The organism is Paenibacillus sp. LPE1-1-1.1 (genome assembly GCF_040676435.1).
Taxonomy (GTDB): domain Bacteria; phylum Bacillota; class Bacilli; order Paenibacillales; family Paenibacillaceae; genus Pristimantibacillus.
In genome coordinates this window covers 406,264-421,628 of record NZ_JBEGHY010000034.1, presented here as the reverse complement: position 1 = coordinate 421,628, position 15,365 = coordinate 406,264, and the positions used below count along the sequence as shown (strand labels likewise).

14 protein-coding genes are annotated in these 15,365 nt (G+C 47.4%); 5 read left to right on the top strand and 9 right to left on the bottom strand.

The features are described from left to right. Window positions 1-27: 27 nt before the first annotated feature. Window positions 28-624, bottom strand: a complete 597-nt coding sequence (locus MRBLPE1_RS25035; protein ID WP_364150661.1) for a hypothetical protein — start codon at window positions 622-624, stop codon at window positions 28-30. A gap of 144 nt (window positions 625-768) precedes the next feature. Between MRBLPE1_RS25035 and MRBLPE1_RS25030 the strand changes: the two genes are divergently transcribed. The 3 genes from MRBLPE1_RS25030 to MRBLPE1_RS25020 all read left to right on the top strand — a co-directional run bounded on the left by MRBLPE1_RS25030 (window position 769) and on the right by MRBLPE1_RS25020 (window position 2,884). Continuing rightward, a complete protein-coding gene (locus MRBLPE1_RS25030) occupies window positions 769-1,356 on the top strand; it encodes a TetR/AcrR family transcriptional regulator (protein WP_364150658.1) in 588 nt (195 codons plus the stop codon). A gap of 65 nt (window positions 1,357-1,421) precedes the next feature. Beyond that, on the top strand, window positions 1,422-2,081 hold the full coding sequence (locus MRBLPE1_RS25025; RefSeq protein WP_364150655.1) for a DUF2306 domain-containing protein: 660 nt from the start codon (window positions 1,422-1,424) through the stop codon (window positions 2,079-2,081). Between the two features lie 44 nt (window positions 2,082-2,125). Further along, window positions 2,126-2,884, top strand: a complete 759-nt coding sequence (locus tag MRBLPE1_RS25020) for an exodeoxyribonuclease III (RefSeq protein ID WP_364151508.1) — start codon at window positions 2,126-2,128, stop codon at window positions 2,882-2,884. Between the two features lie 7 nt (window positions 2,885-2,891). On the opposite strand, the gene MRBLPE1_RS25015 is transcribed toward MRBLPE1_RS25020, so the two are convergent. The 6 genes from MRBLPE1_RS25015 to MRBLPE1_RS24990 all read right to left on the bottom strand — a co-directional run bounded on the left by MRBLPE1_RS25015 (window position 2,892) and on the right by MRBLPE1_RS24990 (window position 10,298). After that, a complete protein-coding gene (locus MRBLPE1_RS25015; RefSeq protein WP_364150652.1) occupies window positions 2,892-4,034 on the bottom strand; it encodes a Ger(x)C family spore germination protein in 1,143 nt (380 codons plus the stop codon). Then, window positions 4,031-5,116, bottom strand: coding sequence for a GerAB/ArcD/ProY family transporter (locus MRBLPE1_RS25010; protein WP_364150649.1), 1,086 nt, complete (start codon window positions 5,114-5,116; stop codon window positions 4,031-4,033). The genes MRBLPE1_RS25015 and MRBLPE1_RS25010 overlap by 4 nt, the downstream gene beginning before the upstream one ends. After that, window positions 5,113-6,618, bottom strand: a complete 1,506-nt coding sequence (locus MRBLPE1_RS25005) for a spore germination protein (RefSeq protein ID WP_364150647.1) — start codon at window positions 6,616-6,618, stop codon at window positions 5,113-5,115. Before MRBLPE1_RS25005 ends, MRBLPE1_RS25010 begins: the two co-directional genes overlap by 4 nt. 221 nt (window positions 6,619-6,839) lie before the next feature. Beyond that, window positions 6,840-7,637 carry a glutamate racemase gene (murI, locus tag MRBLPE1_RS25000; RefSeq protein WP_364150645.1) on the bottom strand — a complete coding sequence of 266 codons (798 nt, stop codon included), beginning with the start codon at window positions 7,635-7,637 and terminating at the stop codon, window positions 6,840-6,842. Window positions 7,638-7,787: 150 nt separating this feature from the next. Beyond that, a complete protein-coding gene (locus MRBLPE1_RS24995; protein WP_364150642.1) occupies window positions 7,788-9,674 on the bottom strand; it encodes an LTA synthase family protein in 1,887 nt (628 codons plus the stop codon). Between the two features lie 108 nt (window positions 9,675-9,782). Next, window positions 9,783-10,298 carry a RidA family protein gene (locus MRBLPE1_RS24990; protein WP_364150639.1) on the bottom strand — a complete coding sequence of 172 codons (516 nt, stop codon included), beginning with the start codon at window positions 10,296-10,298 and terminating at the stop codon, window positions 9,783-9,785. Between the two features lie 116 nt (window positions 10,299-10,414). On the opposite strand from MRBLPE1_RS24990, the gene MRBLPE1_RS24985 reads away from it, so the two are divergent. Continuing rightward, window positions 10,415-11,839, top strand: a complete 1,425-nt coding sequence (locus tag MRBLPE1_RS24985; protein WP_364150636.1) for a PLP-dependent aminotransferase family protein — start codon at window positions 10,415-10,417, stop codon at window positions 11,837-11,839. A 62-nt stretch (window positions 11,840-11,901) separates the two neighbouring features. Continuing rightward, entirely contained in the window at window positions 11,902-12,753 is an 852-nt protein-coding gene (locus tag MRBLPE1_RS24980) for an HAD-IIB family hydrolase (protein ID WP_364150634.1), read from the top strand. Between the two features lie 38 nt (window positions 12,754-12,791). On the opposite strand, the gene mglC is transcribed toward MRBLPE1_RS24980, so the two are convergent. Both mglC and MRBLPE1_RS24970 read right to left on the bottom strand, forming a co-directional pair. Then, window positions 12,792-13,808: a galactose/methyl galactoside ABC transporter permease MglC gene (gene mglC, locus MRBLPE1_RS24975; protein WP_364150631.1), complete on the bottom strand. Its 1,017-nt coding sequence runs from the start codon at window positions 13,806-13,808 to the stop codon at window positions 12,792-12,794. Between the two features lie 30 nt (window positions 13,809-13,838). Beyond that, on the bottom strand, window positions 13,839-15,356 hold the full coding sequence (locus MRBLPE1_RS24970; RefSeq protein WP_364150629.1) for a sugar ABC transporter ATP-binding protein: 1,518 nt from the start codon (window positions 15,354-15,356) through the stop codon (window positions 13,839-13,841). Window positions 15,357-15,365 lie beyond the last annotated feature (9 nt).

The following is a 15,365-nucleotide window of genomic DNA, read 5'->3' as shown; positions in this document are numbered from 1 at the left end:
GTTGTTCCCCTTCCTGCTCTTTATGGCTTATGGATCCAGCTGGCTCAAGCATTGCTGAATGCGAATGATCGTTTCCTCTCCAAGAAAAGTATGCCTCTTATCCCTTAATGCTTCCCTCTCGAACGCGCCCAGCTCATGCAATCTCTCCCAAACATGGTGCAGCTCATACAGCAGAGCTTTGATAAACGCCTTTTGGGGCAGGACCGCATGCACGAATCTTTCCTTGTTATGAGATAAATAGATGCTAAATGCCATTTCGTCTTTTCCGCATGCTTTCATTTGCATCTCGAAGTAATCGATGCCATAGAGCCCCTCCGCATATTGATTCGCTAGATAACGTTCAATCATTGCTAAATAGTCAAACCAGAGACATGTACCCGGGGTAAACGGGTTGTCGAGGTCGACCACGTTTGCGCCGTTATATTGAATGAAGATGGTCATTGCAAAATAGTTAACATAAAACTCATCGCAATCTATCATACTTGCGGCAAGATCGTCATCAATAGGAATATATAATATCTCACGTTCGTTTTTATACACTCGTTCATACTGTTCCAAATCATGGCCAAACTCGGCTTCGATGCGGCTTTGCGGCTTCCTTAAATAGGTTTTGAGGTTGAACATAAGTCCTCCTTGATGATCTGGATAAAAATAGGATACACTCTCCGCGGCGGCCTGTCCAAGCTTTCATGAGACGGTTGACATGAATATGAAGGATATGGTAAATTTTTAATTGAACAATGTTCAAAAAAAGGAGAGTTTGATCCCATGACACCACGTAAGGCTGTAGATCAGGAGCTTAGCAAGGAACGAATACTGGAGACTGCAAGAGAGCAATTCTCGCAGCTCGGCTACCGCGACGTTTCCATGCGCGGCATCGCAAAGTCGCTTGGCTATTCGCCGGGATCGCTCTACTACCATTTCCGCGAGAAAGCGGATTTGTTCAGCGCGATGGCAGCGGAGGATTTTGCACGGCTCAATACGCTGCTTGACGAGACTGTCAGCCAATCGCCCCTTGCCGGCCAAGAACAGCTGGAGATGATCTTTATCGCCTTTATCCGGTTTGGGTTTGAGAATAAACGATCGTTCGAGCTGATGTTTCTCATCCAGCAGCCCGAGTTGGACTGCTACACCATGAAGCCAAAGACGGAAAGCTATGAGAAATTCGCAAAGGCAGTGAAGAAGTCCCTGTTCGTAATCAACCCAGGGCATGCTGAAAACGGTGATATGATCTGGATCCTATTCCTCTCCCTTCACGGCTTTGTCAGCTTTTTCATTTCCAGCACGCAGTCCTTTGAGGACGTCTCTAAGCTGGCCTACCTGCATGTGCAGCTGCTGCTGCGCGGCCTGCACTAATTTTTTTACGCTTTTATTGAACACCGATCAATTAAAATTCTAAAAAAGAGAGTGTGATCGCCATTATGGGAAAAAAGATCAATCGTGCGCTCGTGTTTTTCTTGGCTTTTGCGGTAGCGGGTTATGCTGTTGTGCAGTACAGCCTTTTTAAAGCCAGCGATGCCGGACTCGTGGCCGCAAAGCTTCTAGAGCCTGACTTCAAGCTTACGCCTTGGGTCTATGTGCTTTACATCCATATCGTGACGGCTGTGCTCGCGCTCGTCATCGGTCCCTTTCAAATTTTTCAAAAGCCGTCCAAACCTAGAGGGCGCCTGCATAAAAGGCTGGGTTATGTCTATGTCCTCTCGATAGCCGTGAGCGGCATTACCGGCATCTATTTATCCTTTTTCGCAACGGGCGGCTGGATTGCGGGACTTGGCTTCTTCACCCTGGATGTTCTATGGGTAGCAACGACATGGATCGGCTTACGCAAAATAATGGCCAAGAACGCCAATTCCCATCGCGAATGGATGCTCCGCAGCTATGCGCTTACGTTTGCGGGTGTTACCCTTCGCATTTGGCTTGCGCCGCTTGTCATGCTGTTCGGGGATTTCGAGTCGGGTTACCTTGTCGTGGCTTGGCTTTGCTGGATTCCTAATCTGATTGTCATTGAGGCTATCATTCGCAGAAAAACCTCTAAAAGGCTTCTGCCAGCCGATGACAGCCAATCGCGGCCGAATCTATGATAAACTAGTAGAAAACGATTCAGGTCGCAAGGAGATAGATGATGATTAAGCTGGTATCCTGGAATGTAAATGGTTTAAGGGCATGCGTAACGAAGGGCTTTTATGATTATTTCAAAGAAACGGACGCCGATATTTTCTGCCTGCAGGAAACGAAGCTGCAAGAAGGCCAGATCAGCATGGAGCTTGGCGAGGAATACTCGCAATATTGGAATTACGCCGTGAAGAAGGGCTACTCGGGCACGGCTGTTTTCACAAAAATAAAGCCCCTCTCCGTCCACTACGGCATCGAGGAAAACTCGGAGCCCGAGGGCCGCGTTATTACGCTTGAATTCGAGGGCTTCTATTTGGTTAACGTATACACGCCTAACGCCAAACGCGATTTGTCGCGGCTCGATTACCGGTTGGAATGGGAAAACCGGTTCCGCGGCTACCTGCAGGCGCTTGACGCCGTGAAGCCCGTGATCGTTTGCGGCGATCTGAATGTCGCGCATCGGGAAATCGATTTAAAGCATCCGAAGCCTAATCTCGGAAACTCGGGCTTTACGCTGGAGGAGCGCGGCAAGATGACGGAGCTTCTGGACGGCGGCTTCCTCGATACGTTCCGGCATTTTTATCCTGACCGTTCCGAAGTATACAGCTGGTGGTCCTTCATGCCGAAGGTTCGCGAGAGGAATGTGGGCTGGCGGATTGACTACTTCCTAGCTTCGGCAAGACTCGGCCCGCAGCTGATCGACGCGCAAATTGACTGTCACATCCTCGGGAGCGACCATTGCCCGGTTCTGCTCACAATGGAAGATCTCTAAGTCTTGCTCATTGGATAACGCCTGTACTTGTAATATGAACTTGAATACTTGGCTTCAACTGCACATCCTTGTGCTTGTTTTTCCAGACGATGTTTTTCCAAAGATTCGAATGGTTCACTCTCAGTTTTCTGCCGATTCCGAGAGCATCGCAATTCGCTTTCTGCAATTTGCTTGCAACTTCTGCTGCCTGTTTACTCAAGATTGCGGAAATTTCCTGATTCAATTGCTCGCGATCGATTTTTCGACCCATATGGGATGGGGAGCTGCTAATCGCGCCATAAAGGTCAACTTTTAATGAACATTCGATTTCTTGCGTGTTTTTATTGACAGACACTTTAAATGACCTCTTTACTTTCCGGGCTTCAAAAGTAATCATATTAGCGGTCGTTTCTTTAAACTTGCTCTCTTCAGAGCTCTGTTTTAGTGGTATTTCCATAAATGCATGTTTGTTTAGCTTATCCATTAAAAGCAATAACATTGTACTTTCGTCACGAGACAAAGATGCTCCGGTAAATTTGGTTCCATTAAATAATGCGATGCTATCCACGACTAACGCTTTATTTTTCGTTTTATGTATCATGGGCAAAACCGCATCAACACCTGGGTCAGTGATTTGACTCCACAAGGTGAACAGATTTTGCTTCGGTACAATCGTCCTGCTTTCTGATCCATCAACCATTTGTTTAATACTATAAGCGGCAGGACTATTTTCTGTAGTTTCAAAAGATAAAACTTCGGAAGCTAGTCCCTTGCTTATTAGTACATCCGATGCCAGATAACCTTTTGGATACCGGTAAAAAAACTCCAAAAGGGACATAATGCCACGCTTTGCTAAATCTTCCCCGACGATTAAAACATGAGTCTTGCTTGCTTCTATGGTGCCTGGAAGCATACTGTCAATAATAGAACCCACATTAAAAACGGAATCCCCGGTCGCTTGAAACTGTTCAGACTTCACTTCGAATTGTCCGCTGCCTTTACTCTTCAGGATGACCGCGCTAACCGACCCAGCCAATTGGCCATCTTTAGCAGCATCAAAGCTAATCCCGTTTATCATTTTTTTCTTGATTAACAATTGAAGGTCCCAACACCCCGTTAGGAGCATTGAAAATAAACCTATACAGACCGCAAGAAAACATTTTTTTCTCAAGCTGACCCAACCTTTTCATTATTATTTAGCAGGAAGGACACCAACCACAACAAAATGGGCAAGGGTGCAATCATAATAAGGTATCCATATTGCAACCATTTAGAGAAAAAATCAATATTCTCCAATGTGGATAAATACCACCCTATGAGATAGACAAGCAAGCCGCTGATCCACACAAGCCTTCGATATGAACTTTGATTTGTTGTTAGACTTTTTCCGGCTAGGCATAGATAAGAAACAATGGTGGCGGTCATTGGAACAATCCAAATGCTTAAAAAGATTAGGTCCAAGCGGTCAAACAGCTGATAAGATAACCCTTTAAAGATATACAAAACCGGTTCATTCACTTGTTCTAATGCTTTAGGACTAAATCCAATCAGGCAAATGAAAACAAAATAGGTATAAAATAAGGTGACAAAACAATTAGCTAAAGTGACAACACGGAGCATACCTTTCCGGTCGCCTTGCACTTGTGCAAAGAAATAGAGGATCACTTCAAAACCGAGCATTGAAAAAAAAGTTTTTTCACTTCCCTTTAAAATTTGCACAAAACCCGATTCGCCTATTGGCAAAATATTTGAAACTTGCACCTCGTTATTAAAATTTAAAAAACTGATCAAGATCAACAAACCGAATAGTACAGAAGTTAATACAAAAAACCTTGCAATGACACGCAAATTTTCAAGAGCCAGATATATGCCGGTCCCTATGATGAGCAGGAGCAGAACCCAACCGGGTGTCATGGAGAGCATCCAAGTTTGAACCAGCTGGACATAGAGCGTACTCGCGTAACCCGCTATGAGAATAAAAAAAACATAATAAATGAGGTTTAGAGTCTTGCCCATATAAGCTCCAAACACTCGTACCGTAATTTCACTTAAGGTGTGGTTAGGAAATTTTTTAAGCAGCTGCCAATATACGATAAGCAATAGCTGAATGGCCGCCCCAGCCACAAGAACCGAGATCCATGCATCGCCTTTAGCCGAACTTTGTATTTTCGAAGGCAAGGATAAGAGCCCGATTCCAATTTGTGTTTTGATGATCAAGAAAAACAATTGGGATCTGTTTATCGTAGTATTCAAGTTCGCTTCCACCTCCCGAAAAATAACTGTTTTAAGGGACTGGTTTTACCGTTTTGCGAGTCTTTATTGACCGTCCATAATGGAAGTCTCAGGAAAATATCTTTAAAATTTTGCTTCCCGTCAAAAGGACCAAATGGTGTGAAATAAGGTATTCCCAAAATCTCTATCTTGCATAGGTGAATGAAGATGACCATCATCATGATGGAAATTCCGAAAAAGCCAAACAAAGCTGCGGCCAGCATGGTTGGAAAGCCCAACACTCTTAAGCTGGTTCCAAACTCGTTTAATGGGGTTGCGAAAGATGCAATCGCCGTCAATCCGATGACAACAATCATCGTATGAGAAACCAGTTGGGCTTCCACTACGGCCGTACCTATGACTAACCCCCCGACAATGCCAATCGTTTGGGCTATAGTTGAAGGTAACCGGATCGCTGCCTCTTTCAGCAATTCAAGGATGGTTTGCATAAGGAGTGCCTCCAAGATCGGCGGCAACGGAACGTAGGTTAAGGAAACCTTAACGGAATATAAAATTCCGATAGGAAGCACTTCGGAATGGTACGATACGATCGCAATATAGATCGCTGGTAAACAAGTGGCCAAAATAAAACTAATTAAACGAATGTACCGATAAAATGAACCGATTAGCCATCGGCTGTTATAATCATCCGGGGATTGGTAAAACGAAAAAAAAGTAATCGGCAGAACCAAAACACTTGGGCTGCCGTCAACGACTACAGTGATTTTCCCCTCCATTAGGTAAGAAACTGCCCGATCAGGCCTTTCGGTCTGTATCGTTTGCGGAAAAGGAGAAAACGGGTGTTCTTCGATCATCTCATCAATGTTGCCAACGGAATACAAATAGTCGAGATCGATCGCCGAAATCCTTTTCAAACATTCCTCGACGATTTTGGGATCGGCTATGTTATCCATATAAAGGAGTGCTACTTTCGTATTCGTGACACTGCCTAAGGTGAAATACTTCACCTTCAATTTTGGACTTTTGATTCGATTGCGGAGCAAATAAATATTAGTGCTTAAACTTTCGATAAAACCTTCATGCGATCCCTTAATGATTTGTTCGGTCCTGGGTTCTTCGATTGATCGGCCTTGCGATTGTGCGACTGGCATCATGACTGCGGCTGAATCATTCCCCATGACAACAACGCAAAATCCATCAAGTAAAAATTTTCCTATCTGAACCACATTGGATGATTTCACGACTTCGATTGCATTTACAAACCGTTCTATATCTCCAGAGTTTGATTCCAGCAAAGGTTTAATAATACTGGTTTGAATTAACTCAATGTTTACAAGTGCTTCTAAATATAACAATGCGCATGCTTGGTTGTTAAATACGTGCATTTGAATCTTCAGGTCTTCCGTATGAGATAAATGTTCATGAATTTGAGCGATTTTGAGTTCGACTTCTCCCGGTTTTAACTCAATGGTAAGGGTTCCCGATTCCAATGATTTTAGGTCTCGATTTTTCAGGTATTTCATGCAATCATCCCCCTCTGTTAATAATCACTGCTTATTATTAACAAATATACCTACAATTATTTTCATAAATAGGAGAGGGAGAATGGCTTCTTCATCCTATTAATTTAATCCAAGAATAATGGATGTCGTTGCATGCCCCCGTTTCCTACCTTTTTTTGAAGAAATGAAAATAGGGTGTGTTAAAAGGCAATAGCCTTTTAACACACCCTATTTTTGTGGTCTTAGGTTGGAAGCGTCTCCGTTAAAGCGTCTCTTTCACGCAAAAAGGCCAGTGCCTTTTGCATTTTAACGATATAAGCCGGTTCATGGCCGGAGCACATAAACCGAACGTCCCCGTTCCCTCCGCCTCCAGCGATGCCATAGCGGTTCAGCAAGGCCGACAACCGCTTCACGGTCCCCACGTTGCCGTCTACGATTTCAATATGAGGCGGCAGCAGCTCCCTCAATATTTCCTTATAGAACGGGTAATGCGTACATCCGAGCACGATGATTCCGTAATCGTTCAAATCATAGCTGGCAAGCTTAGAGAGAAAATATTCATTCATGACCGCTTTATCGAATTGCAGCGATTCGCAGTAGTGCACCAGCTCCGGAAGAGGAAGGGAATCCACAATGCCCATGTCATCTACGCGGGAAACGAGCGCATAATATTTGGGCAGCTGCAGCGTTAAAGGCGTTGCGAAGACAAGCACCCTTTTGCCCGTTGCGCGGTTCATTTCCACTGCCGGCTTAACCGCGGGCTCCATCCCGACGATGGGAAGCGAGTAGCGCTCTCTTAGCTCGTTTATCGCGATGCTGGTCGCCGTATTGCAGGCTACGACCAAAGCGTCTATGCCCTCATTCATCATCATTCCGACCGTATCGAAAATATAAGCCTTCACGTCCTCCTCGGCTTTCGTGCCGTAGGGAACATGCAGCGTGTCCGCCATATAAAGAAAATCCTTGTCAGGGAGCCTGCGAAGCGCCTCCGCCAGTACGGTGAGCCCGCCGATCCCTGAGTCAAAAAAACCAATCCGCATGTCACATCGATTCCTTACGTTTATTGGAATTGAATCATTATTTGTTGCTATATCCATATTAACTCATTGCCACCCGCCATTAAAGCTTATAATTTCTCATAAAATAAAAAAACGCCCCCGTCCAAGCGGACGGGGGCGTTAAAACAGCATTTATGGCGCACGCTTCGGCAGCAAACGGACATAATCATCCGAAAGCTTCATCAGCTCTAATATATAATCATAGTCGGCCCGGTATTGGCTGAACTCAGCCACGGGCTTTCTCGTCCTAATATCGACAGCCGTTCCGTCCTCGAAGCCTTTGCCCGGAACGAATAAAATGTCATTGTTGAAAAACGAACCGGTTGGTAGATAATATCTCATGCCAATGACATTGTGCGAGGTATTCAGCAAATCCTGGCCAAAGGCGGTATATCCTTCGTCCTTCAAGGATACGCCAAGCAAATTGGAGACGGTAGGCATAATATCCACCTGACCGCCTACCTGATCGACAACCTTGCCCTCCGCACCCGGCACATGGACAAACAACGGAATGTTGAAGCGGCTGACTTCCCCGTCATAGTTGATGCCAAGCTGCTCGCTGACCCATGCAGGGTCGTTGTCCTTCGTCTGCAAGCCGGAATGATCGCCGTAAGCGACCAAAACCGTATCTTCCCATAAGCCGCTTGCTTTAAGCCCTTTAATAAATTCACCTAGGGCGTAATCCGTATAATTAAGCGATGTTAAATAATCGCCCAGCTGCGTATCCTGCAGGGAATCCGGCATTGCAATCCGCTGCTGCGCGCTCGGCACCTTGAACGGGTGATGGCTGGATGTGGTCACGAACTGCGCATAAAACGGTTTATTTTGCTGCTTCAACGCTTGCAGCTTTTCTAGACCAACCCTGTAGAGCTCCTCATCCGAAGCGCCGAAGCTGTTAAAATGATCGTTTTCGAATGATGGCTTATCATAGTATTTCGTAAAACCTAAAGCAGGATACATCCGGTTGCGATCCCAGAATGCCACATCATTGATGTGGAAGGTATTCGATTCATAACCATGTCCGCCAAGCAATCTCGGAAGGCTCGGCAGAACCTTATCGCCGTATCCAGTAGACATCGCGATGACGCCAGTCGGATAAATAGACGTGTTCGACATGAATTCGGCATCCGATGTGTTTCCCTGCCCGATCTGCTGGAAGAAATTTGGGAAGTAGAAACTTTCCTTCGCCAGCCCGTTAAGCACCGGAGTAACCGGCTTCCCGCCAACCGACAGGTTGATCGCGAAATTTTGGAACGCCTCCATTTGAATGACGATGACGTTTTTGCCTTTGGCAAAGCCGAAGTAATTGGGAGTTCCCGCTTCGACCGCATTCTCCGCTTGATTGAAATAAGACACCTGAAGCGCATCCGCGCTGGCTGCCGTCTCCTCTACGCTTCCGTTTTTAAGTGCGTCTTTCTCTTTTTTCGCATGAATGGCTGCCGCGACCTGATAATCGAGAAAGCCAAGGCTCTCGGCTTGCACGATCTCATTCGGGATGGCGCTGCCCGACCAAATGTATCCGCCCGATATGGCGATGCTCAGGATAAACGCAACGACTGCAATCCTTGGTCTAGCGATCCGTCTGCTCCCTTCGCTGCGGATACCTTTGATACGGTTAACAATGGATATAACCGCAAACACGATCATATCAACGAAATAAATATAAAAAGATGTTTGAATAATCGACCCTACACTCGTGCGTATCTGCAGCACCTGATCGAGTCCATGCAGAGCGGTGTAGGTCGGTACGGTCCCGTAATAGCTGAAATAGACCGTAGAAGCAAATAATAGCAGCGACAGCACCGCATTCAGGATATGGAATACGGTTCCTCTCCATTTCGCGGAGGTAACCAGTTCAGTTATCAGCAGCAGGGTCAATATCGACGCCGCATCCGTCAGCAAGCGGTCTGCCTGAATGCCTTGAAAAACAAAATGCCTGAAAAGCAGCATTTTCAGCATCATCATTATAAATATAACGATAAACGGTGATCGGCCGTAACGTTTCGAAATCAGTTCCAAGCCCCTTCACTCCTTAATAATTCATGCATGTGCAATAGAAAATAACCGTCATGTCATGACGGCTAATCTAAGCATTAATGTTAAGGGAATGTGAAGGCAAATGCAACGTCAATATATTGAAACAGAGGAACCTTGCTCGGCAGCACCCGGCAGTTGTCCATCCATTGCAACCTCAAATACGGATTCGACGATGACGGGCAGTTGATCCCTTAATGAACTTGCGCCCAAAACCGAACGGGCATGAAGGCCCTTCTCGCCGAAAACCTCCAGCATTAAATCAGAGAACCCGTTCAGCACCTTGTGATGCTCCTCGTAGTTCGTGTCCGCATTCACAAAGCCTTGCACCTTCACCACCTGCCTGACGTTATCCAAATTGCCCAAAGCATTTTTCAATACGGCGAGAACCTCTAACCCTGCCAGCCTTGCAAATTGATACCCCTCCTCCGTCGAAAAATCCCGGCCAAGCTTTCCTCTTACCGCACCCGCCGGTCCTTTTCCCGAAACGAATAGCAATCCGTTCGAGAAAACATAGTTCGCGTATTTGGCTGCCGGATCACTCGCCTGAGGAAGCACGATGCCAAATGCCGATAATCTCCCTTCAACCGTTCCTTCTATCCGGTTCATATTCTCCCTGCTCCCTGATCGTAGTAGATGATTGATGTAAGCCTTTGTCAAAGCATATACTAGTATTGACCCCTGAAAAAGTGCCAGATATAAGCTTAATTTAAGGGTCAGATTGCGTGGTTACGGAAATGGAAATGACACTTCCCAAGGATGATCATCACCCTTTATATTTGTCTTTATATCGGCATATCCGCGGGCTCATTCAGGATGGCGCTCTTCAGGACGGCACAAAATTGCCGTCTATCCGCTCTCTCCGCGAGCAAACCAAATTAAGCAAAACTACCATTGAAACGGCCTATCATATGCTGCTCGAAGAGGGCTATGTCTACAGCAAGCCGCGCGCAGGCTTGTTTGTCATTCATCCGCAAGCTGCCCCTGGCGCCGAGAGCAAGACGGCTAAGCCTTCTGCCATAGAACAGCCGGCTGTGCATCGGCATGCCGGCCCGCAGCCCCTTCATAAGGAGAAAGTAATTGATTTCAACTTGCTCGCCGTAGACGGTGACTCCTTCCCCCTTCGCCCATGGAAATCCGTTCTCCATGAGGCGCTGTCCCTTCACTTTAGCAGCGTCCATCAATACGGTGACCCGCAGGGCGAATACGGCTTACGGCTGCAACTGGCCCGCTATTTGAAGCGCGCCAGGGGCATTAACTGTTTGCCGGAACAAATCATCATCGGCGCAAGTCTTACCTATAGCATTCAGATTCTTTCCCGGCTTTTGGACGGGGGAGGCGCGATTGCAGTTGAAGAATCCGGTATTGCGCAGGTGGGCGCTATCTTTGCGCAGCATGGCTTTGAAGGAGTTCCCGTACCTTTCCACAGCAAAGAGCTGCTGGTCGCGGAATTAGAGAAAAGGAGCCTTCGAGCGCTTTATCTCACTCCCTCTCACCGGCCCTCGGCAAGCCCGCTGCCTTACGCAACCCGGCAGATGTTATTGAACTGGGCAGTTCGTAACCGCGCCTTTATTATCGAGGATGATTATGACGGTGAATTCCGTTATGCCGGCAAAACGCTTCCTTCGCTTCAAAGCTTAGATGAGCACGGCGCCGTTATTTATATCGGCACCTATTCCAAAGCTTTTACGCCGGCATTGCGAATGAATTATATGGTTATGCCCCTGCAGCTGGCCGCTAAGCTTCAATCCAACCAATACGCGCTCTCCTGTCCTTCACGAATCGATCAATGGGCGATGCAGCTTTTCATGGAACGCGGCCATTGGTATCGTCATGTCCGGAAGATGCGCAATATCTACCGCAAGAAGCTTGCTAGGCTCCTACAATGCATAGACGTTCATTTATCGGATCAGACCGTTATCAACGGGGAGTCTAACGGCCTTCATATCGAATTAACGGTAAATACCGATAAAAGCGCCGATGAGCTGGTTCAGCTGGCCGCGGCTGAGGATGTGAAGGTCTACGCCTCTCCTAACCCTGCCGCCTCATACGGCGGCGCACCGAGGATCTACCTTGGCTTCGGCGGGTTGACGGATAAAGAGATCGAGCAAGGCATTGGGCTGCTGGCCAAGGCCTGGTCGACCGCATAACTGCAGTCATAAAGCGTTTCGTTTCTTACCACAGGAGGAATAGATGGAGGGGGCCTTATATTTTGGAAAATAATCATTTTCTAACCGATCTCGACGGCACGCTGCTGCGCTCCGATGCCTCGTTATCCGCGTTTACTATTCATGTCATTAACCAAGCCTTGGCACAAGGAGCGGTTATCAGCTATGCCACGGCAAGAAGCTATATCAGCTCTCATAAAATCGTATCCGTTATTCCATGGAAATACCCGATTGTTTTGTATAATGGCGCCATGATTTTTGATCCGCTGTCCAAGAAGGTCATTGGCGGCTGCTGGCTGGATCATGTAACGGCAAACGAAATCGTTGAAATCGGGAGAGCCCATGGGCTGATACCTTTTTTGTTTGCGCTCGACGAGGAAGATAAAGAACGCGTATTGCATGAGAAGCTGATTCGGACCGGGGATTTATCCTTTTATAACAGCCGGCCGAATGATCCGCGGTTTGGAGAGATACCGCGGCTGGCATGCCCGGATTCATTAAGAACGTTAATCATAACCTATATCGGCTTGCTGCATGAGCTTGAACCGCTAAAAGCCGAGATCGAGCGCCTCTTTGGCAGTCAGGTGCATGTCCATCTCATGAAAGACGCCTACATCGCAAACCACTATTTTCTAGAGTTCAGCCACAGCATGGCTAACAAAAAAGAAGGGCTGAAGCAATGGACCGAGTTGGTTGGCTGCTCCCCCGGGGATGTCACCGTGTTTGGAGACAATCTTAACGATTTGGGCATGTTCGAGTCCGCCGGAACAAGAGTTGCCGTATCCAATGCGCATCCTGCGCTCATCGCGTTGTCAACGCTCGTGGCAGAGAGCAACGACGAAGATGGCGTAGCGAAGTATATTGACCGCCTGACGGACAAAAAAAAGCTGCCCTAGGTCAATGACCTTTAGGACAGCTTCTTCATTTCTGCATATTACTTCTTAGCTACATATTTACGGATATCGAAGGCAACGGCAACGACGATGATCAAGCCTTTGATAATCAGCTGCCAGTTAGGATTGATACCGATGTAAGTCAAGCCGTAGTTGATAACGGTGAAAATAAGAACACCTGCAATGATACCCTTCACGCGGCCCACGCCGCCTGTCGTCGAGACGCCGCCGACCACGCAAGCCGCAATGGCGTCAAGCTCATACATATTCCCGTAGTTGTTCGAAGCTCCGCCTGTACGGGCTGCTTCCAGCACGCCGGCCAAGCCGTACAAAGCGCCGGCAATCGCATAAATCCACATTAGGTTGCGCGCTACGTTAATTCCGGATACGTGAGCAGCTTGAATGTTGCCGCCAATAGCGTACATGTTTTTGCCAAGGCGCGTTTTGTTGAATACGACCCATACGATAAAAGCAACGAAAATGGCGATAAGAACGATATAAGGAATCGAGAATTGGCCGCCGCCGATGGCGCCTGTTCCAATCTCCGTAAAATCCTTGCGCAGACCGCCGATTGGCTGCGAGTTGTTCGGCGGCATATCGAAGTAAAGCGAATTCGCGCCGTAAACCGCGACCATCGTACCGAGCGTAGCAATGAATGGCGGAACGTTAAATTTAGCTACGATAACCCCGTTGAGAAGCCCGACCAGCAAGCCGACCACAATCGCGATAACGATTGGGATAATCAGCGACAGCTGCGGCAGGTTAGGGAAAAACTTGCTTGCGTAATCCGGCATTTGGAGCATCGATGCCGAGACGACGGCGCTGAGGCCGACTACCCGTCCAGCAGACAAGTCCGTTCCCGCGGTAATCAGTACAAAAGCAGCTCCCAGTGCAATAATAACCCGTGTCGAGGATTGCACCAGCATATCCCTAAGCGTTGTAATTGACAAAAAGTTTGCATCGATAATTGCGATTCCGAGGACCAATGCGACAAGCACGATCCATATTGCGTTTTGCGAAAATGCATGTTTTATTTTCAAGCCTTTAGCAGCATCCATTTGTCTTAACCTCCTTTAAATCCTCTAGCCTTAGCCGGTCTGTGCAGCAAGCCGCATAATACTTTGTTCCGTCGCCTTATTGCCCTCTAGAATACCGGTTGAACGTCCTTCCGACATGACCATGATGCGATCCGACATTCCGATAAGCTCCGGCATCTCCGACGAAATCATAATGATACTTTTTCCTTGCTTCGCCAGCTCGATAATAATGCTGTAAATTTCATATTTAGCGCCAATGTCGATGCCGCGCGTCGGCTCATCCAGCAGCAGAATATCCGGATTGGTGAGCAGCCAGCGGGCCAGCAGCACCTTCTGCTGATTGCCGCCCGAAAGGTTTCGGATAAGCTGATCGACAGACGGCGTTTTCGTTTTGAATTTCTCGACGCCTTTCACCGCTTCTTCTTTCATCTTCGATTCGTTTAGGAAGCCGAAGCGATTCTGGTACATGCCGAGATTAGCAATGGCCGTATTCTCCTTGACGGACAAGACCGGAAAAATACCCGTAACCCGTCGTTCTTCCGTCAAAAGAGCGATTTTATGTTTTTTGGCATCAATCGGCGACTTGATGGTGATCGCTTTGCCATCCTTGTAGATCGCGCCCGATTTCACGGAGCGAAGTCCAAACAATGCTTCAACTAGCTCCGTACGCTGTGCTCCGACAAGTCCGCCGACGCCAAGGATTTCTCCTTTTCGCAGCTCGAACGATACGTCCTTGAACGAATGCGCGTGCGGTGAAGTCAAACCGTCGACCCGCAGCATCACTTCGCCCGGCTTGTTCGTGCGTTCCGGGAAACGGTCCGATAAATCGCGGCCGACCATGCGGGTAATAATCGTATCGATGGTCAGCTCAGGCGCCGGCCATGTCCCGATATATTTACCGTCACGCATAATCGTCACATCATCCGAGATCCGTAATATTTCTTCCATCTTGTGCGAAATATAAATAATAGATACGCCTCGTGCCCGCAGCTTGTTGATAATGGCGAACAGCTGCTCCACCTCATTGCCGGTCAGCGAGGAGGTCGGCTCATCCATAACGATGATTTTCGAGTTGAACGATACCGCCTTCGCGATTTCAAGCGATTGGATTTTGGAAACGGATAATTCCCCGACCAATTGGTTCGGGTCGATCGCCATGTTCAGATCCTCAAACAGCCGAACCGTGTCGCGGTACATCTTTTTATGATCTATAAACCGGAAAGGCGCAAAACCTTTTACCGGAAATCTGCCAAGCCAAATGTTCTCCATCACGCTGCGCTGCGGTACTGGATGAAGCTCTTGATGGATCATGGATACGCCATGGTTCAGCGCGTCCTTCGAGTTTTTGATTTCAACCTTTTGTTCGTCTAGAAAAATTTCGCCGGCATCCGGCTTATAAATTCCAAATAAGCATTTCATCAATGTAGATTTGCCTGCGCCGTTCTCGCCCATGAGAGCGTGAACCGTGCCGGGACGTACTTTCAGCGTTACATCGTCTAGCGCCTTAACACCTGGAAACGTCTTGGTAATCCCGTTCATTTCAAGCAAATAAGGATGCTGCTTTGCCATCGTATAGCC

Excerpts from the sequence above, each read along its gene's own strand:
- MRBLPE1_RS25035 (WP_364150661.1), bottom strand. The coding sequence starts at position 624 with ATGTTCAACCTCAAAACCTATTTAAGGAAGCCGCAAAGCCGCATCGAA.
- MRBLPE1_RS25030 (WP_364150658.1), top strand. The coding sequence starts at position 769 with ATGACACCACGTAAGGCTGTAGATCAGGAGCTTAGCAAGGAACGAATA.
- MRBLPE1_RS25025 (WP_364150655.1), top strand. The coding sequence starts at position 1,422 with ATGGGAAAAAAGATCAATCGTGCGCTCGTGTTTTTCTTGGCTTTTGCG.
- MRBLPE1_RS25005 (WP_364150647.1), bottom strand. The coding sequence starts at position 6,618 with ATGAAATACCTGAAAAATCGAGACCTAAAATCATTGGAATCGGGAACC.
- murI (WP_364150645.1), bottom strand. The coding sequence starts at position 7,637 with ATGCGGATTGGTTTTTTTGACTCAGGGATCGGCGGGCTCACCGTACTG.
- MRBLPE1_RS24990 (WP_364150639.1), bottom strand. The coding sequence starts at position 10,298 with ATGAACCGGATAGAAGGAACGGTTGAAGGGAGATTATCGGCATTTGGC.
- mglC (WP_364150631.1), bottom strand. The coding sequence starts at position 13,808 with ATGGATGCTGCTAAAGGCTTGAAAATAAAACATGCATTTTCGCAAAAC.
- MRBLPE1_RS24970 (WP_364150629.1), bottom strand. The coding sequence starts at position 15,356 with ATGGCAAAGCAGCATCCTTATTTGCTTGAAATGAACGGGATTACCAAG.